This is a genomic window from Streptomyces sp. NBC_01237 (assembly GCF_035917275.1).
In the GTDB taxonomy this organism is placed as follows: domain Bacteria; phylum Actinomycetota; class Actinomycetes; order Streptomycetales; family Streptomycetaceae; genus Streptomyces.
On sequence record NZ_CP108508.1, the window covers coordinates 7,811,580 to 7,830,797 of the forward strand.

General features: G+C 68.1%; 7 protein-coding genes, 1 tRNA gene and 2 pseudogenes. 4 read left to right on the top strand and 6 right to left on the bottom strand.

The window, feature by feature from the left end:
* The first annotated feature begins 92 nt into the window (after window positions 1-92).
* Window positions 93-166: transfer RNA gene (locus tag OG251_RS34550), tRNA-Pro, on the top strand.
* 110 nt (window positions 167-276) lie between these two features.
* On the opposite strand, the gene OG251_RS34555 is transcribed toward OG251_RS34550, so the two are convergent.
* From OG251_RS34555 to OG251_RS34565, 3 genes and pseudogenes are all read right to left on the bottom strand, one after another.
* Window positions 277-1,494, bottom strand: coding sequence for a tyrosine-type recombinase/integrase (locus OG251_RS34555; RefSeq protein WP_326680789.1), 1,218 nt, complete (start codon window positions 1,492-1,494; stop codon window positions 277-279).
* Window positions 1,495-2,352: 858 nt separating this feature from the next.
* A complete protein-coding gene (locus OG251_RS34560; protein WP_326680790.1) occupies window positions 2,353-3,738 on the bottom strand; it encodes a hypothetical protein in 1,386 nt (461 codons plus the stop codon).
* A gap of 857 nt (window positions 3,739-4,595) precedes the next feature.
* Window positions 4,596-4,969 (bottom strand): annotated as a pseudogene (locus OG251_RS34565) (transposase); the annotation flags it as partial.
* 163 nt (window positions 4,970-5,132) lie between these two features.
* On the opposite strand from OG251_RS34565, the gene OG251_RS34570 reads away from it, so the two are divergent.
* The 3 genes and pseudogenes from OG251_RS34570 to OG251_RS34580 form a co-directional block, all read left to right on the top strand.
* The gene (locus OG251_RS34570) at window positions 5,133-5,714 is read left to right on the top strand and encodes an AAA family ATPase (protein WP_326680791.1); all 582 of its coding nucleotides are present in this window, start codon (window positions 5,133-5,135) and stop codon (window positions 5,712-5,714) included.
* 7 nt (window positions 5,715-5,721) lie between these two features.
* A protein-coding gene (locus tag OG251_RS34575; protein ID WP_406484926.1) for an IS5 family transposase occupies window positions 5,722-6,599 on the top strand; the annotation gives its coding sequence in 2 pieces (ribosomal slippage) (window positions 5,722-6,111 and window positions 6,114-6,599; 876 coding nt in all).
* A 45-nt stretch (window positions 6,600-6,644) separates the two neighbouring features.
* Window positions 6,645-6,941 (top strand): annotated as a pseudogene (locus OG251_RS34580) (transposase); the annotation flags it as partial.
* Window positions 6,942-7,252: 311 nt separating this feature from the next.
* Here OG251_RS34580 and OG251_RS34585 read toward each other — a convergent pair.
* The 3 genes from OG251_RS34585 to OG251_RS34595 are packed head-to-tail and all read right to left on the bottom strand — an operon-like array spanning window position 7,253 to window position 19,217.
* Entirely contained in the window at window positions 7,253-14,200 is a 6,948-nt protein-coding gene (locus OG251_RS34585) for a type I polyketide synthase (protein ID WP_326680793.1), read from the bottom strand.
* A gap of 20 nt (window positions 14,201-14,220) precedes the next feature.
* Window positions 14,221-15,252, bottom strand: coding sequence for a ketoacyl-ACP synthase III family protein (locus OG251_RS34590; protein ID WP_326680794.1), 1,032 nt, complete (start codon window positions 15,250-15,252; stop codon window positions 14,221-14,223).
* Between the two features lie 17 nt (window positions 15,253-15,269).
* Window positions 15,270-19,217, bottom strand: coding sequence for a non-ribosomal peptide synthetase (locus OG251_RS34595; RefSeq protein WP_326680795.1), 3,948 nt, complete (start codon window positions 19,215-19,217; stop codon window positions 15,270-15,272).
* Window position 19,218 lies beyond the last annotated feature (1 nt).

Genomic DNA, 19,218 nt, shown 5'->3' on the forward strand with positions numbered 1-19,218 from the left:
TCAAGCGTAAAGGGGTTCGTGACCACCCGCTCAAGTGCGGTATTGTTCTCATGCGCGTTCGGCCAGGGGAAAAGCCCAGGTCAAGCGGGCAACGGGACGTGGCGCAGCTTGGTAGCGCACTTGACTGGGGGTCAAGGGGTCGCAGGTTCAAATCCTGTCGTCCCGACTGGAGACAGTCGCAGATCAAGGGCCGGTTTCGGAGCAATCCGAAACCGGCCCTTGACCATTTTTGGGGACCAGTTGGGGACCAGCGAGGATCCGGCGTCCTTGACCGGGTCAGCGGGTCATGACGATGGGGCTCGGCAGTGAGCGTGGTGCGCGCAGCGCGCTGAAGTGGGCCGAGAGCGCCGCCCCGGCTGCGGTGATCTTGTGGACATCCGGGTGAAGGTAGCGCTGGGTGGTGGTCAGTGAACCGTGGCCGGCGATTCTGCGGAGGACGTGTACTTGGACCCCGGCGTCGGCGAACCAGGTCAGTCCGGTGTGCCGGAGGTCGTGGCGGCGCAGATGCTCGTAGCCGAGCTTGGTGACCACGTCGTCCCAGTGTGTGGCGTCGCGCAGGACGGCGGTGGAGATGCGTCCGCCTCGTGGGCCCGTGAACAGGCGGGCGTCGGGATTGGGGCCTGCGGACAGGATGCGCTGGGCGACGAGGGGGCGGATCTCCTCGACGATGGGAACCTTGCGGACCCGCTTGCCCTTGGTGCCCTTGTCGGTCAGTCCGCCGGGCGCGGGTGTGGTCTGACGCCGCACGGTCCAGATCCACTGGGTGGTGTCGATGTCTCCGACGCGGCAGCCTGAGATCTCGCCGATCCGTGCGGCGGTGCACGCGGCGAAGATGACCACGTCTCCCCAGCCGCGGTACTCGTCGTGGGAGGCGGCCACGAGTGCGTCGGCCAGTGCGACGAGTGTTTCCCAGTCGGGCAGGGCGAGCGCGCGTGGGTCGAGCAGTTCGTCCTCGGCCTGCTTGTAGAGCTTCTGCCAGCCGGTCACCCGGGCGGGGTTCACCTTGATGATGCCGTCGCGGACTGCCTGCTCCATGACGCGGACCAGGACGGCGATGGTGTTCTTGACCGTTGAGCGGCTGAGCTCGTCGGCGATCCAGTTCTGCACGGTGCGGTCGACAGCGCCGTTGGTGATCATCCGGACCGCGACGTGGCCCAGGGCGGGCACGACACGCATCCGCCAGCCTGACAGGTAGGGGTCGAGTGTTTTCAACTCCAGGCCGCGCAGGGCGAGGTCCATGTTCGCGTTGCCGTATTCGGCGAGCTTCATGGTGGCGAGCGACGGGGACAGTCCTGCCTCAGCCGCTTCGATGATGGACTGGAGCCACTCCTGCGCTTTATCCTCGTCCGCCTTCCCCTCCGACAGGGACAGACGCCGCTTCGTAGCCGGATCGAACCAGCGGACTCGCGCGCGGTACGGGTTGGGGCGATCAGGCCGGTACTCGATGTCGGTGGTGAGTCGGACACCGACCGGTACAACGGCTTTATCGGCCATCAGGCTTCTCGAGGCGGGACGGTCCGGACGCTGTGCAGCCATTCCTCAACGTCGAGCGTGCTGTACATGATGACGCGTTTCGAAACGGCGACAAACGGCGGGCCCTGGGGAGGTCGAGCGGTGCGCCAACGGCGCAGGGTCGAGGAATCTACACGCAGGCAGGCGGCGAGGTCGCTCGTCGAATACCAGGCATTGGCCAGGAGAGACGACCGGCTGTCATCTCGGACGAATGGGGCATCGCCCTCATTCTTCATGTGCGTTTGACGGTCTGTGTAGTCTGCTATCGGTTCGGTGGGCAAGGGTGGTGGATCTCCGGGGGTATGGAGCACCAAAGGGATACCGAAGAAGGCGTTCGGCGACAAGCGACGCGTCCCGCAGGTGGAGAACCGTGGGGTTCTGCATGCACAGAAGCGGTGAGTCCCTTCTGATGGAACTGATCCGCAGTGGTGCTCTGGGCAAACGGTGGACAACAATCGTCTGCAGAAGCGCCGGTTTGGCTAACCGGCGATGTTCGGCTATGTTGCCCTCGTTTGCGACGCGGTGAGTATCACGTACTGTGCCGATCAATGTTTCTCGATGACCCACCATGTCGAGTGCGTCGCGATCCTTGAGCCCGCCGCAAAGGGCGTCTGACCTGCGGTTTCGCCGAGTGTGCGTTATGTGCGCTGTGGGCGTTACGGGCGATATCTTGACGCATATTCGACGCACGTGACGCACGTCTGACGCACGTTTGACGCACGTCCTGATGAGGCGTCACGTGGTCATTCCTGCAGGTGGCGGTGTGTCGAGTGCGGCTTGAGAGGCTCCCTCTTTACCGCCTCTTGGTGAAACGGTGCTCGATATCGCCTGATTTAAGGCTCAGTAGGAACGGGGTCCGTAAGGGCTCCAGTGGCCGAGGAAAGGCTTGAGGTCGTCGCCGCTGGGCTTGGGTGGGGTGGGCAGCTTCGGCGCTGCGGCGGACTCGGTGAGGTGCTGGAGCCGGGCGTCCGTGAAGGCGAGCCACGCCTCGATCTCTGTTCTTTCCTGTCCGGGTGGCAGCGATGTGGCGTGGTCGCGTACTGCTGTGACGTATTCGGTCAGGCGCTTGGACTGGTGCCAGGCGTCTGCTTGTTCTTCGAGGTGCGTAACGCGATAGGCGTAGGCGTATGCGGTGCGCGCTTCCTCCATGGCGCTTTCCCAGCGCCTCTGCTGGGCTTCCCTGGCCTGCTGGTCTGCAAGGCGTTTGTGTTCTGCGGCTTTGCCGCGGAGGTCGACTTCTTGTGCGATTTCGGCGAGTTGGTCTTCTAGTGGCCTCTCGGGGACATCGGCCCATTCGCTCGCACGGTGCGGGCTGCCGCCGCGGAGGATGAAGCGCAGGCGGTTTGAGGGGGTGTAGTCGAAGCGGGCGATGCGCATCCATGAGTGCTTCTTGGCGTCGGCGAGTTCCTTGTCTGTGGGGATGTGTTCGCTGCGGTCCTGTTCTTGAAGGACGAGGAATCCGACGCTTTCGCCTTGGGCGGTGATGGTGAAGTGTGGTGGTGCGCTGCGGCGACGGTGGGGTGGGGGAGCGCCTTGCGTGGTTCCGAGTGCTGTCTTATGGCCTTGTGATTCGGTGGCGATGATGAGGGCCTGGATGATGCGCAGGGCTCGGCCTTGGATGGATTTGGTGAGCCCCATGGGCTGTGGCCGTTGTTGGAGGGCGGCCACGAGGGAGTGGGGTTTGGTGAGTCTGGCCGGAACGGGGAGCGGGGTGAGTTCGGCGAGGCGCCAGGCGGGGATGTCGACGAGTTTGATTTCGTAGCCGCGGTGGGTGCGGTATGCGTAGAGCTCTTGTGTGCGCGGGATCTTGCCGGACTTGCGGGCGGTGTTCACCCGTGATGTCCAATTCACTGCGTGTGGGCCGGGTTCGATGGGCTTGATGAGGCAGCCGTCGTTCGCGGCCAGTTCTTCGAGGAGTTGGTCTGTGTAGTTCGTACGGGCCCTGGGTGCGGTCTTGGGGCGTGGTGCCGGTTTGCGGCTGGGCTGCGCGGGTGGTGCAGCGTTCTGCTCGACGGGGCAGATGCCGCGGTCGGTGAGATGCTGCCGCCCTCTGTCGGTGAGGTTGGCGCTCCAATGTCCTCGGCGTTTGGTGATTTTGATGAGTCCGCGACTCTGTAGTGCCTGAGCGCTGACCTTGAATGTGCTGTCCGGCCAGACTCCGTCGGGACATCCCTGGCCCACCCAATCGAGCACGGTCTGCTGCCGCTCGTTGAGGGTCTGGTGCATGTGGACCTCTCGCGGTTCCCGGGTGTGTTGCCCCGGAGACGATGCCCGTAACTTCCGCGGTAATTCGGAGCTTTGTGAGAGGACGTTCGTTCGGATGAGACGTGTTGCGTGGCCCGCGCATCGGAGTGCAGCAGGCTACGGAAGCGCGCTCGCCCTCGCTGACCCGCCCGTCCCGCAACAGGGCCCGGTTATCCTTCGGGTTGCCCGGGGCGCGCAGGTGGGTGTAGGCGATGCCGGCCTCATCGACGGCGCGTGTGAGGTGGGTCTTGGTAAGCCCAGCTTGCGGCTGATGGGCGTCGGGCGGACGTCGGCGACCATGCTGATCTGGGCAGAGAGCAGGGCGGCAACGAATGACGCGATATCCCGCTCCTCGTACCCAGCGGACCACAGCCCGCGGCCTGCTGCCTCGGCCTGGCGGAACAGGTCGTCGAGTGAAACGTGAGTACGTCGGCAACACCACCCAACACCTGTCGCAACCTCCAGCGCAACAGGGGGCCGTATGAGGTGAGGCGGCGGCCGGGCCGACTCGTCACCGTGTCGCCTTGCGATTGGTGCCCACGATCTGGAGTTGGTCGCCGGTTGCGCGCACTACCAGGCCAGTGCGAGACGCAGTTCGCGTCCGTCTTTCGACACGGCATGGTCGGACCCGTGGTCGGGGCTATGGTCTGGCGTGGAGAGCTCTTGGGCGGGCCCAGACCTTCGCCCGGGCCGGATCAGACAGCCGGATTATGGGCTGCCCCGGTGCGGGGCGTGGGAACTGCGGCCGGCTGGCGCAGTTGGTCGGGAAGAAGATCGCCGTGGCGGTGACGGAGGTAGGCGAGGGCCTGTTCGAGGGAGGGGTTGTGGTCGATGCCCTTGGTGACCTTGCCCGCCGTGCCGGTGTACTGCCGCGCCACGCACGCCGAAGCGCCCCGTCCTTGAGGAACCCCGTGTCGTCGAAAATGAGCGCGGACGGCCGGATCGCCGTTTCCATTCTCCAGGCCACCCTGGCCCGCACATGCGCCGGATCCCAGGGACTGGTGGTCACGAAATTGGCCAGCGCCTGCCGATTCCCGTCCTCGCCCAGCCGGGCCGCCATCGGCTCGACCGACTTGCGCCGCCCGTCGGTCAGCAGCCCCCGCAGATAGACCTGCCCCCACCGACGCTGATCCTTCCGCGCGAACGGCTCGAACACCTCCGCCGCGAACGCCTCCAACTCACCACGCACCGCCACAATCTCGTCCGGAGTCACACACCCTCAACGCCACACCGAACCCGATAGACACGCACCACCACAACCGACCTGACCAAGCACTAGGGAGTGTGTTGAAAGTGGATCAAGCAGTCGCCGACTCGGCGAATCAGGGGCAGCACGTACCCTCAAAGCCCTGATCATTTGCGCTTGGAGGAGTCGTATGAGCTTGGATCTGGTGCCCGTCGACCGCGAGCCGGCCGCCGGGGCTGTCCTGCTGACCGGCATCCCCGGGAGTGGGAAGTCGACGGTGGCCGCTGCGCTGGCCGGCCGGTTCCGGATGTCGGCCCATATCGAGGTGGACGCACTTCAGCAGATGATCGTCAGCGGTGGGCAATGGCCCTCGCCGACCGCGAACGCGGAAGCCGACCGGCAGATTTTCCTGCGGGCCCGCAACGCGTGCCTTCTGGCGGACAGTTTCGTGCGGGCCGGTTTCATCCCGGTGCTCGATGATGTCGTGGTCCGTCGTTCCCACCTTGACTTCTACCGCACGACGCTGGCGGCCGTGCCACTCCACATCGTCGTCCTGGCTCCCGGCCCGGCGGAGGCATGGCGGCGCAACCAGGCTCGGGAGAAGGCCCTGGCCACGGACTGGTCGCCACTGGATGGGGCGATGCGCTCCGAGCTCGGGCAGCAGGGAACCTGGATCGACAACGCTGCGCAGACGGTTGAAGGGACAGTCGAAACGATCCTGACTGCGACCAGTCTGGCCTCCAGTTCTGAAGTCGATCAGCCTCTGCGATGATCGCCAGGTGGCGCGTGGAGATCTGACGGATACCCAGTGGGACCGGCTGGCGCCGTTGCTGCCCGGGGGCAAGAAGCCGGGACGTCCACCGATATGGACAAGACGGCAGCTGATCGACGGCATACGGTTTCGGACCCGCACTGGCGTCCCATGGCGAGATGTCCCGGAGAGGTACGGCCCCTGGGGCCGGGTGTACGACTTGTTCCGCCGCTGGCAGCGGGACGGGACCTGGCAGAGCATCCTTGTCGAACTGCAGGCCCAGTCGGACGCCAAGGAACTCATAACCTGGGACATCAACGTCGACTCCACCGTGTGCCGGGCCCACCAGCACGCCGCCGGGGCGCGGAAAAGGGGGATCTACAAAAGGAGCCGCCCGGCGGTGTCGGCACGGCGGAGCCGGACGACCACGGCCTTGGACGCTCGCGCGGCGGTCTGACGACCAAGCTGCATCTGGCCGTCGAGCAGGGCCAGAAGCCGATGTCGATCGTGATCACTGCCGGACAGCGAGGGGACTCTCCGCAGTTCGAACCCGTCCTGGAGAAGATCCGCGTCTCCCGTCCCGGTCCGGGCAGGCCACGCACCCGTCCGAATCGGGTCCGCGCCGACAAGGCGTACGCCTCCCGAAAGAACCGCGCCTACCTGCGCAGGCGCGGTATCCGCTGCACGATTCCAGACAAGGCGGACCAGGCCCGGAACCGCAAGAACCTCGGCTCGCACGGTGGACGGCCGCCGAAGTTCGACAAGATCGACTACCGCGAACGCCACGCGGTTGAGTGCGGCATCAATCGCCTCAAGCGAAACCGGGCCGTGGCCACGAGGTACGACAAGCTTGCGGTCCGATACGAAGCGACCGTCCTCATCGCAGTCATCAATGAGTGGCTGTGACCAGCACATTCGATACACGCCCTAATAGGCCGTGTCCGTAATCGATTGCTCGTTGCTCCGTTTGTGGTGCGACGATATGAACTGACGGATGAGTCCTGGGCGTTGATCGCTCCGTTGCTGGCGCCGGGGCGCATGGGCAGACCCGTGCGGGACCGGCGCCAGGTCGTGAACGGGATCGTGTGGAAGTTCCACACCGGTGTCGCCTGGCGGGATGTACTCGGGCGCTAGGGTCCGTGGGTCACGTTGCACACGCGTTTTCGCCGGTGGGCGGCGGACGGGACGTTCGACCGGATGCTGCGGGCCGCTCAGGCGAAGGCGGACACGGTGGTCGACATTGAGTGGCGCACTCCGCGTGGATCACGCGGGCCGGGGACGTCAGCCAGGCGCTCCAGCAGTCCGGGCATTTCTGCCGAGGCGGGCGCGCGGAGTTGGTCAAGAGCGGCAGGGATCGGGGATGCTGCGTCGGCAGGCACGGTCTTCCACCGGGATCACGGGGCGTCGAGAACCCCATGACCTTGGAAGCCGTGCCTGCTTCGCTTGCCACCCCGCCACGTTTCTGACTTCTCGTCGCGAACCGGACGTCGTTCGACTACGCCGAAGCCGTGACTCCGAGGGGCCCGGACCCATGAGGCCCGGGCTCGTCGGCTGTGACCTCAGCCCTTCGTGGTCAGTTCCTCCGAGACGAAGTCGGTGAGGTCGGCCAGGCTCTGACCGCTGAGTATTTTGGCCAGCGGAAGGATCACACCGAACTCACGTTGGATTTCGCTGCGTACTTCCGTCGCCATGAGGGAGTCCATTCCCATCCGGTTCAGCGGCTTGCGCACACTCAATCGGTCGGCGGGAAGTGCCAGTACCTTTGCGACCCGTTTCACCAGGAAGCTCTGTACATCACTGCTTCTCTCTGCGGAAGCTGTCTCAGCCGCCGCTGTCTCCCCAACCATCGATGCAGGATCCGGTACGGATGGAGTCGAGGGTTCGGCGGGGACGGATTCCGTGCGCGCCCCGTTCTGCGAGGAAACGAAGTCGGTGAGGTCGGCCAGGCTCTGACCGCTGAGTATTTTGGCCAGCGGTAGGATCACGCCGAATTCGCGTTGGATTTCGCTGCGTACTTCCGTCGCCATGAGGGAGTCCATTCCCATCCGGTTCAGCGGCTTGCGCACACTCAATCGGTCGGCGGGAAGTGCCAGTACCTTTGCGACCCGATTCACCAGGAAGTTCTGTATATCAGTGCTCCTGCGTGTGGAGGGCGCCGGAGCCGCGACTGGCTCCACGACCACCGGTGCAGACTTCGACTCCGGTACCTGGGTGGATTCCGACGCGGAGTGGAACATTTCGCTCAGCAGCGGGTCGCGTGCGGCGTCGGGGTATGCGGCGCGCCAGCGGACCCAGTCCGCAGGGAGGACGGTGACCTGGGTGACCGAGGCGTCGAGGAGATGCTGGAGCAGGGCGATGCCTTCCTCCGGCGTGAAACTCTGCATGCCCTGCGGCGTCAGTACCCGGCCGTGCTGCTCCGCATACCGGGCCACCATGCCGACGGACGCCCAGAAGCCCCAGTTCACCGAGAGTGCCGGCAGCCCCTGCGACCGGCGCAGGTGCGCCATGGCGTCCAGGGACGCGTTGGCGGCCGCGTACGCGCTCAGGCGCGGCGAGCCGAGGATTGCCGAAGCGGAGGAGAACAACACGAAGAAGTCGAGCTGCTCGCGCTCCAGCAGCCGGTGCAGCGTCCACGCTCCGAGGGCCTTCGGCCGGACCATGGCCTCGAACTGCTCGATGCCCAGCTCGGCTGCGGAGACCAGGTCGAGCACCCCGGCGGCGTGGATCACGCCCTTCACCGGCGGCCGGCCGCCGCCCGTGTGCTCCTGCAGCAGACCGCGCATCGCCGTTTCGTCGGCCACGTCCACCGCGTGGTAGGTGACCTGCGCGCCGGTGCGGTTCAGGCGGTCAAGTGCCACGGCCCGATCGCCCAGAGGGCTGCGGCCGAGCAGCATCACATGCCCCGCCCCGCATCCGACCAGCCATTCGGCCAGCTTCAGGCCGATGCCGCCGAGCCCGCCCGTGACCAGATACGTGCCGTCGGCCGAGAGCCGCTGACCACCGCCGGCCGGCGCGACGGACCGGGACGGCTCCGGCGCCTCGTCGAAACGCACCAGAATCTTGCCGACGTGCCTCGCCCGGGCCATCTGCCGGAACGCCGACTCCACGTCCCCGACGTCGTACACCTCGTACGGCAGCGGTTCGAGCACCCGCCCGTCGACGAGTTCGAAGATGCGCTCCAGCAGCGCCCCCGCCTTCTCGGGACGGTTGCGGAAGAGATCGATGACGTCCACCGAGAAGAACGAGAGGTTCTTCGAGAAGGGCAGCAGACCGATGGCACTGTTCTCCAGCAGGTCCTTCTTGCTCAGCTCCACATACCTGCCGTACGGCGCGAGCAGGGACAGATTCTGCTCGATCGCCTCGCCCGCGAGGGAGTTGAGGACCACGTGCACGCCCTTCCCGCGTGTCGCGGCCAAGACCGACTCGGCGAAGTCCCCGGAGCGGGAATCGGCGACGTGCTTGACGCCCATGGCCCTCAGCAGCGCCCGCTTGTGCGGACTGCCGGCAGTCGCGTAGACCTCCGCTCCCCGCCAGCGGGCGATCTGCAGCGCGGCCAGTCCCACGCCGCCGGTCGCCGCATGGATCAGGACCCGCTCGCCGGGAGCGAGGGCAGCCAGCTCGCACAGGCCGTAGTACGCCGTGAGGTAGGCGGCCGGCAGGGTGAGCGCCTCCTCCGCCAGCAACCGTGCCGGAACCGGAGCCACCAGGTGGGCGTCGGCGACCACGTGGCTGGCGAGCGCCCCCTCGGCGACGGCGACCACCTCGTCACCGACGCGCAGGCCGGCGACACCGTCACCGAGCGTAGTGACGACGCCCGCACACTCCCAGCCGAGCTTGGCGCCCCGTGGCGCGCCCGGGTAACGGCCCAGAGCGGTCAGGACGTCGCGGTAGTTCAGTGCCGCATGGCGCACGCGGATCTCGACCTCGCCCGGGCCGGGCCGGCGGTGTTTGGCGGGCAGCGGCCCGAGCCGGTCGAGGAGGCCGACCTCAGGGGTGTTGACCTCGAAGCGGCCCTGGCCGGCGGCCTGCGACCCGGGCGCCGGACCCGTGCCTGAGTGATCCGCGGCGGGCACATGGCGGCGCGTCAGACGTGCCACGTATCGCTTCCCGGCGCGGTAGGCGATCTGGTTCTCCGTCCCGTCCGACAGCAACTCGGCTGCGAGCTGCTCGGCGGCACGGGCGCCTCCGCCCGCGGGCAGGTCGACCAGGGCGCCACGCCACTGGCCGTACTCCTGGATCAGTGAACGGCCGAATCCCCACAGCATGGCCTGGCCGACCGAGACCAGGCCCTCGTGCCCCGGCAGTTGCTGGGCGCCGCCGGTGACCAGCCAGACGCGGGTGTCGGGCCACGCCGTCGCGTCCAGGGCGTGGAACAGCCGCAGCACACTGTGGCAGCCGAGCCGCTCGGCCAGCGCCACCGAAGCGGCAGGGTCCGCGTCGGCGGAACGCGGGTCCGAGGTGTCGCACGACCACAGGTGAACGATGCCCTCGCACACCAGGTCGCCGGTCTCCCGCCGGACGTCGTCCAGCAGCGCTCGGTAGTCATCGGCCGCCACGGGGTCGATGTCGTACCGGTCGGCGTCACGCTTCGCGTACCCGGCGCCCGGCGCGACGACGATGCACCGCCCGCCCAGGCGGGCGGTGAGCGCTTCGGCGGTACCGCCGGAATCGGCGAACACCAGCCAGAACCCGGTGTCCGGGCGGCCGGCGACGGCGGGCACGGCCGGCCGCCACATCACCTCGTGCACCCACCCGGACGCGTCTCGCGCAGGCTCCTGCGGTATGAGGTACCGCAGCCGCAGGCCCTGGAACTCGGCGAGCAGCGTGCCGTCCTCGTCCCGGATCTCGACATCGCCCACCAGGGCGTCAGAGCGGATCTCGGTACGCACCGCGTGACTCCAGAGCGTGCCCCGCGGAGTGCCGTGGAGGCGCACCCGGTCGATCCCGCCCAGGACGAATGCGTCGTGCTCGCTCCCCGGGGCGGACTCCTCCACCACCGCGGCCAAAGTGTGCCCGCAGGCGTCGAGGAGGGCGGGGTGGAAGAGATGGTGCGCCACACCGTCGCGGATCGACGCCGGGATCTCGACACGGGCGAGAGCCTCGCCGTCCCGGGTCCACAGCCGCTCGATGCCCTGGAAGGCCCCCAGCCACTGATTGCCCTTCGCCGCGAACCGGCGGTAGAACTCCTGCCCCTCGGCCGTCCGGCCGCGCCGCTGAACGGCTTCCCGCGACTCGCCGGGACCACGGGGTGCGGCCGGCTCGGACGGGTCGACGCGCCCGGTGACATTGCGCCGAGGCTCGTCGTCGGCGTACCGGGTGCTGATCTCGAAGGTCCAGGTGCCGTCGGACTTCCGGTCCAGGGAGACACGCAGGACCGGCGGCTCCTCGGCGGGGTTGACGAAGATGCCCTCGTGGTACGTGATGTCGCGGAGCGCGGGCGGCGCCCCGAAGGCGACCGCACCGGCAGCGGACACCAGCTCGACGGAGGCCGTACCGGGCAGGATCACCACACCCTGCACCTGATGGTCCCGCAGGTAAGCGTTGCGCCCGAGGTCGAGGGCCCCCTCCCAGACATGGTCGACGCCCTGGACGGGAGCGCCCAGCAACGGGTGACCGTCGCCCGCCGCCCCGGAAGACACCGTGCGGCGGGTGACCGGCCCGCCGCCCTCCGGCGCCTCGGGGAACCAGTATGTCTGCCGCTGCCACGCGGGCCCGGGCAGCCGGACATACCGCGCCTCCGGCTCGAAGGGCCTGGCCAGGTCCACCGGATGCCCACTGAGATGGAGCGCGCCGAACGAGTCCAGCAGAGCCGGTACTTCGGGCTCGCCGCGCCGGGTGGAGCCGACCGCGAGGCTCCCGCCGTCCGACCGGTCGATGTACTCGCTCATCGCCGGGGTGAGGATCGGGTGCGGGCTGATCTCGACGAAGAGGGTGCGGCCGCCCTCCAGGAGCCGCTCGATGACCGGCCCGAAATGCACCGGCTCGCGCAGGTTGCGGGCCCAGTAGTCGGCGTCGAGACCGCTGCCGTCCACGGGCTCCGTCAGGACCGTGGAATACATCGGCACGCTTCCGGCCCGCGGGCTCAGCGTCCGCAGCCCGTCGAGCAGGGGCTGCCGTATCGGCTCCACCTGCGGGCCGTGCGAGGCGAAGTCGACCCGCACCAGACGGCAGAACACACCGCGCTGCTGGAGCGAGGCCAGCAGGCCCCGCATCGCGTCCCCGTCACCGGACAGGATCGTCGACCGGGGGCCGTTGATCGCGGCCACCGAAATAGTGTCGGCGTACGGCTCCAGCTCGCGACGGGCCTCCTCGGCACTCAGCTCCACAGAGGCCATGGCGCCACGGCCGGACACCTCCTTCGCCAGGGCGCTGCGGCGGCAGATGACGGCGGCGGCGTCGGCGACGCTCAGCGCTCCCGACACACACGCGGCGGCGGCCTCACCCATGCTGTGGCCCACGACGTAGTCGGGCTCGACGCCCCACGCCCGCCAGACCGCGGCCAGGGCGACCTCCATCGCCCACAGCGTCGGCTGAATGACGTCGACGCCGTCGAGCGCCGAACCCTCGGTCAGCCGCTCGATCACGGACCAGCCCGCCTCGGCACGGATCGCCGCGTCGCACTCCTCCATCGCCCGCCTGAACTCCGGCTGTGTACACAGCAGTTCACGCCCCATGCCGACCCACTGGGAGCCTTGGCCGGGAAACACGAATACCACCTGCGCGGGCGACTCGTACACATCGTCGGCCGACCGCAGCAGCGGCGTGGACGCGCCGTCGAGGAACGAGCCCAGCTTCCCGGCGATCTCCTTGTGGGACGTGCCGACCACGGTCAGACGGCTCTCCCGGTGCTCACGCCGGGTGGCCGCACTGAAGCCGATGTCCCGCAAGGACAGGTCGCCGCCCGACCCGCCCGTGGTGAGGTAGTGCAGATAGCCGGCCGCCGTCTCCCGCAGTGTCTCCGGCGTGTGCGAGGACAGAGCGAGCAGCCGCGGCCGCTCCTCGACCTCGGTCTCGGGGACCGGCTCGGGCCGGTAGGCACCCAGGACCACATGGGCGTTGGTGCCGGAGATACCGAACGAGCTGACGCCCGCGAGGCCCGGCCGCTCGTTCTGCGGCCACGGCCGCAGCTCCTGGGGCACCTCCAGCGGAACGTTCGACCAGTCGACCGCGGGCGTGAGCTCCGCACTGTGCAGACTGGCCGGGATCACCCCCTTCTCCAGGCACAGCACCGCCTTGATCAGACCGGCGATGCCGGCGGCACCCTCACAGTGGCCGATGTTCGTCTTCACCGAACCCACGACCAGCGGCCGGCCTGCCGGACGCCCCTCACCGAGCACCGCGGTCAGCGCGCCCAGTTCGACCGGGTCACCGACCTTGGTGCCCGTCCCATGGGCCTCCACGTAGTCGACCTGAGCGGGGTCCACCCCGGCGTCGGCGTAGGCCGCCCGCAGCGTCTGCTCCTGGCCCGACCGGGCCGGCGCGATCATCGCGCCGCCGTTGCGGCCGTCGTTGAGGGTCGCCGAACCGTGGATGACCGCACGGATGGCGTCGCCGTCCGCGATCGCATCGTCCAGGAGCTTCAGGACGACGACGCCGATGCCCTCACTGCGCACAAAACCGTCCGCGGTGGCGGAGGCGAACTTGCACCTGCCGTCGGGTGACAGCATCTTCCCGTCGGAGAAGGTGATGCTCTCCTCGGGGACCAGGACGAGGTTGGCCCCACCGACCAGCGCCGTGGACGACTCGCCGTTGCGCAGGCTCTGACAGGCCAGATGCACGGCCGTCAGGGACGAGGAGCACGCGGTGTCGACGGTGAAGCTCGGGCCCTTGAGGTCGAAGGCGTAGGACAACCGTCCCGACAGGACACTGGGGGCGGTGCCGGGGTTCGCGTACAGGTTCAGGACGCCGGCCCGGCTCATCGTGTCCCAGTAGTTGCGCCCCATCGAGCCGATGAACACACCGGTGCTGCCGGCCGCCAGCTGTGCGCGAGTGAGGCCCGCGTCCTCCGTGGCCGCCGCGGCGGTCTCCAGGAGCAGCCGCTGCTGCGGGTCCATGTGCTGGGCCTCGCGCGGCGCGATGCCGAAGAAATCGGCGTCGAACGCGTCGATGCCGTCGAGGAACCCGCCGTACCGGCTGATGAGCTTGCCGGGCGTGCCGGGGCGCGGGTCGTACACCTCGTCGATGTCGAACCGGCTCGGCGGCACCTCCACGATGCTGTCGTGGCCGGCGGACAGCCGCTCCCAGAACTCCGCGAGGCCGTCCGCCCCCGGGAACTTGCAGGCCATGCCGATGACGGCGATGGCAGGTCCGCCGACTTTTGGCGTCCCGGATTCGGCCTGCTTGGTTCTGGCCGTCGTCTTCGTTCTCGTCCTCGTGGTTCCCGCGGTCCCTGTGGTCTTCGTGGTCGTCCTCGGACTCGTCCTGGTGGTCCTCGTGGTCGCGGAGCGACCCGCCCCGTTTTTCTCCAGGGCGGCGCCCTTGCTGTCCTGGCGCTTGCGGCCGGTCATGCTGTGTTTCCTCTCGCTCTTCAGATCGCCCATGACGCGGTGGCACCGATGGTCAGCACAGCGCTGCTGACCACGAATCCCGGTGCCGCACCCGCCAGCAGGACGTGATCCCCCGGTTGCAGCTGACCTGTCGTCACCAGGTGGTCGAGCGCGACGACGTGGTCGCTCGCCCCCAAGTGACCGACCGTCCGGCCGAAGTCCCAGCTCGACTTGTCCTCGGGCAGGCCCAGCGGCTCCAGGAAGTACTGCTCGACCAGGTACTGGCCCTGGTTGACGTAGATGGCCTTGGCGATGTCGTCGACGCCGATTCCGGCCTCGTCCAGGGAGCGCCGGGCCACCTCTCCCTGCCACTTCGCGATGGTCTCGTTGACCTCGGCGAGTGAGGTGCCCGTACGGCCGAAGTGCCGCGCCCGCTCGACCATGTCGACGGTCTCCCGGGCCTGCCCGCCGAACAGCGGCTCGGCCCCGCGGTGCAGCGCCTCCAGTTCCGGAATCAGCACATGGTTGATCGAGCGCACTTGCGCGAATCCGCTGGCGGTGTCCAGCAGCAGGGCACTTCCGGCGTCACCGACCACGGTGCCCGGGCCGTAGCCGCGCCACCGGTCGAACCTCGCCGCTCCGGCGTTGTCGGAGGTCGTCAGCAGCGCGGTGGTGCGCGAGGAATCGAGGGCGAGCTGGCCGGCGGCCAGCTCCAGGGCGGCCAGCATGCCGTTGCAGCCCTGCCGCACCTCGAAGACGGGGATGTGGCCGGTGCCGAGCTCACGCGCTATGTAGCCGCCCGGGTACCACATCTCCGGGCCCGGCTGCAGCACGCAGGAGTGCACCAGGAGGTCGATGGCCGCGGGGTCCTGGGCCGCGCGTTCGACGGCCTCCCGGGCAGCCGAGGCCGCCATCTCCACGGGTGGTGTGTCACCCGCGACGAGGGTGCCGGTGACCCCGGAGTCCAGCATGAGGATCTCTTCGTACAGGCCCAGTTCCACGGCCCGCCGACTGCTCATGCGTTCGGGCAGGTAGGTCCCGAGGCCGCTGACGTGAAGGTGGTCGAGTTTCACTCATGTCTCCTGGTCGGTCACTGCTGCGCGGGACGGCGCGAGAGGGCGCGGCTGACGACGGCGCCGATCTCCCGCAGGGGGCCGGGTTCCGTCATCTCGGTGTGTTCGCAGGCGATGAGGTGGTTCTCCACCTGGCCCTTCACATAGGGCACCCACGCCTCGTAGCTCATCCAGTCCTCGGCCTTGCCCTCGGTTGCGGTGAAGAAGAGGACGTCGCCGTCGAACATCTCGGGGGCGTAGGCGTCCATCAGGTGGATGTTGTTGATGACGATGTCGACGAGCCCGCGTACCTGCTCGGTCTCAAGGTTCGCCAGCACACTGCTCTCCGTACGGATGAGTTCCAGGAGCCGCGTGATGTCGGTGGACTCCGTGATCTCCTCGTCGATGTCCAGACCGACGTAGTCGAGGAGCAGCTTGAGGGCGTCCAGGTCGCCGGGGACCTTTTCCCCAAACTGGGTCTCGGGGTACGCGTCGAGCATCGCCAGGAGGCCCACTTCCTCACCCAGCCGGCGCAGGTGCACGGCCATGGCGAAGGCGACGGTGCCGCCGTAGGACCAGCCGAGGAGCTGGTAGGGGCCGTGCGGCTGGATGCTGCGCAGCGTCTCGACGTAGTCGGCCGCCATCTGGGTCAGGCTGGTCGGCCGGGGCTCGTCTCCCGAGATACCGCGCGCCTGAAGGCCGTAGATCGGGTACTCCGTGTGCAGGCCGCTCATCAGACCCGAGTAGCACCAGCTCAGACCGCCCGCCGGATGGACGCAGAACAGCGGGGTGCGGCTGCCCTCCGGACGGAGCGGGAGCACGGTTTCGAGCGCCTCGCCGACATCGTCGGAGTTGAGCCGCTCGGCCAGCCCGGCCACCGTGGGCGCCTCGAACAAGGTCCTGATCGTGTGCTTGACCCCGAAGGTCGCCTGGATGCGGCTGATGAGGCGGGTGGCGAGGAGGGAGTGTCCGCCGAGTTCGAAGAAGTTGTCGTCGATGCCGACCCGGGGGAGCCCCAGCACCTCGGCGAACAGATCGCACAGCAGCTCTTCGCGGGGCGTGCGCGGAGCACGGTCCCCGACGACGGCGGCGAAGTCGGGGGCGGGCAGGGCTTTTCGGTCGAGCTTGCCGTTGGAGGTCAGGGGGAGGTGGTCGAGTACGACGATGGCGGAGGGGACCATGTGGTCCGGCAGTGATTCGGACAGTGCGTCGCGGATTTGGGTGGGGTCGGGTGTGTTGCCTTCGGTGGGCACGATGTAGCCGACGAGTTGTTGTTCGTCGCGGGCGACGGCGGCGGCCTGGGCGATGTCGGTGTGGGCGGCGAGGGCGGCTTCGATCTCGCCGAGTTCGATGCGGAAGCCGCGGATCTTGACTTGTTGGTCGGCGCGTCCGAGGTATTGGAGTTGTCCGTGGGTGTTCCAGCGGGCGAGGTCGCCGCTTCGGTACATGCGGGTGCCGGGGGTGCTGTAGGGGTCGGCGATGAAGCGTTCTGCGGTGAGTCCTGGGCGGTTGAGGTAGCCGCGGGCGAGGCCGGCTCCGGCGATGTAGAGCTCGCCGGTGGTTCCGGTGGGTGCCAGGCGCAGGTCTGCGTCGAGTATGTAGGCGCGCAGGTCGGGGATGGGTACGCCGATGGTGCTGAGCGTGCTGGTGGTGTGCGAGGTGTCCAGTGCGGTGTGGGTGACGTGCACGGTGGTCTCGGTGATGCCGTACATGTTCACCAGGATGGGTGTGTCCGGGGTGTGCCGTTCGTACCAGCTGGTGAGGCGGCTGGGGTCGAGGGCTTCGCCGCCGAACACCACATGCCGCAGGGCCAGTTCAGCGCCCAGGGTTGGTTCTTCCGCGTCTGCCTGGGCGAGTTGGTAGAAGGCTGAGGGGGTTTGGTTGAGGACGGTGACGTGTTCGCGGACGAGGAGGTTGAGGAAGTCTGCGGGGGTGCGGGTGGTGGTGTGGGGGACCACGGCCAGGCGCCCGCCGCGGAGCAGGGCGCCCCAGATTTCCCAGACGGAGAAGTCGAAGGCGTAGGAGTGGAAGAGGGTCCATACGTCGGTGTTGTTGAAGCCGAACCAGTGGTCGGTGGCGTCGAGGAGGCGCAGTACGTTTTGGTGGGGGATGACGACGCCCTTGGGGCGGCCGGTGGAGCCGGAGGTGTAGATGATGTAGGCGGCGTTGTCCGGGCGCAGGCCGATGTTCTGGGGGTTCGTTGCTGCCGCAGCCGCCAGTTCCGTCTGGGTCTGCGGGGCGTCCAGGAGAAGGACGGGCGTCTCGGACTCCGGCAGAGCGGAGGCTGCCGGGGACACCGTCACCAGGCGGGTGGGCCGGGCGTCGGTCAGGGTGTAGGTGAGACGGTCCGCCGGGTAGTCGGGGTCCAGCGGCAGATAGGCTGCCCCGGTCTTGAGTACCGCCAGGACACTGATCACGAGTTCGAGGGAGCGGGGCAGGGCGAGTGCCACGGTCTGTTCCGGGCCGACGCCCTGGCCGATCAGGAGGTGGGCCAGTCGGTTGGCGCGTTCGTTGAGCTCGGCGTAGGTCAGGGACTCGTCTTCGAAGGAGACCGCGACCGCGTCCGGCGTCTGGGCCGCGTGCTGTTCGAACACCGCCGGGATGCACCCGGGCTCCGTCTCCACACCGGGGCCGTTGAAGTCGACCAGCAGTCGCTGTCGCTCGGCTGTGGAGAGGACATCGACCCGTCCCACCCGCAGCGCGGGGTCGTCTGCTATCGCCCGCAGCACAGCCACAAAGCGCGACGCGATGCTGTCCACCGTGTCCGCGTCGAGAAGGTCGGACCGGTAGCCCAGCTTCAGCTGGAGTTCCCGGCCGGGCAGTACGGCGAGGCTCAGCGGGTAGTGCGTCGCGTCGTCACCCTCCGCACGGACCAGACGCAGGCCGCCGATCGAGCTGGAGAACTCCTCTGCGTCGAGGGGGTAGTTCTCGAAGACGGTGGTGGTGTCGAAGAGTTCTCCGATGCCGGCGGTCTGCTGGATTTCGGCGAGGCTGAGGTATTGGTGGTCCAGCAGGTCGGTCTGCTCGTGTTGTACGCGGGCGAGGAGGTCCAGGAGGGTTTCGGAGGAGTTCAGGCGTATGCGTACGGGGACGGTGTTGATGAACAGGCCGACCATCGACTCGATGCCGGGCAGCTCCGGCGGGCGGCCGGAGACGGTTGTGCCGAACACGACGTCGTCGCGGCCGGTGAGGGTGCCGAGGAGTAGTGCCCAGGCGCCTTGTATCAGGGTGTTCATCGTCAGACCACGGCTGCGAGCCCGCTCCTGCAAGGCTCCGGTCAGCTCCGCCGGGACCATGCGCGTGATCTTCTCGGGGCGGGCCACCCCGTCGGCCGCCCCAACGGGGGCGAGGAGGCACGGCTCCTCCAGACCGGACAGAGCGGCAGCCCAAGCGGCCTTGCCCGTCTCACGGTCCCTGGCCGCCAGCCACGACAGGTAGTCCCGGTACGGGGCCACGCGTGGCAGACCAGCATCGCTGCCGCCGGTGCCGTACAGCTCGAACAGCTCGCGCATCAGGATGGGCATGGACCAGCCGTCGAGCAGGATGTGATGTGCCGTCAAAAGGAGAACGAAGCGCTTCTCCGCCAGCTGGAACAGCGTGAAACGCAGCAGTGGCGGGCGGGCCATGTCGAAGCGGCGGGCCTTTTCCTCCGCCACGCCGCGTTCGAGAACGGCGATCCGCTCCTCCGCCTCGTGGCCGCGCAGATCGACCAGCTTCCATGGCGCCTTGACGTCTGCCGCGATCAGCTGAACGGGTTGGCCCTCCTGCTGACGACGCTGACGGATCCCGGCACGGAGATTGGCATGCCGCTTCAATACCGCGTCCGCGGCGGCGCGCAGCCGCTCGGGGTCCAGATTTCCCTCGAATTCCAAGGCCAGTTGCACGACATAGACGTCCGGAGACTGTTCGTCGTACAGGGCGTGGAACAGAAGCCCCTCCTGCAGCGGAGAGAGCGGAAGAATGCTTTCCAGGCGTGACTTGCTCATG

Excerpts from the sequence above, each read along its gene's own strand:
- OG251_RS34555 (WP_326680789.1), bottom strand. The coding sequence starts at position 1,494 with ATGGCCGATAAAGCCGTTGTACCGGTCGGTGTCCGACTCACCACCGAC.
- OG251_RS34560 (WP_326680790.1), bottom strand. The coding sequence starts at position 3,738 with ATGCACCAGACCCTCAACGAGCGGCAGCAGACCGTGCTCGATTGGGTG.
- OG251_RS34570 (WP_326680791.1), top strand. The coding sequence starts at position 5,133 with ATGAGCTTGGATCTGGTGCCCGTCGACCGCGAGCCGGCCGCCGGGGCT.
- OG251_RS34585 (WP_326680793.1), bottom strand. The coding sequence starts at position 14,200 with ATGACCGGCCGCAAGCGCCAGGACAGCAAGGGCGCCGCCCTGGAGAAA.
- OG251_RS34595 (WP_326680795.1), bottom strand. The coding sequence starts at position 19,217 with ATGAGCAAGTCACGCCTGGAAAGCATTCTTCCGCTCTCTCCGCTGCAG.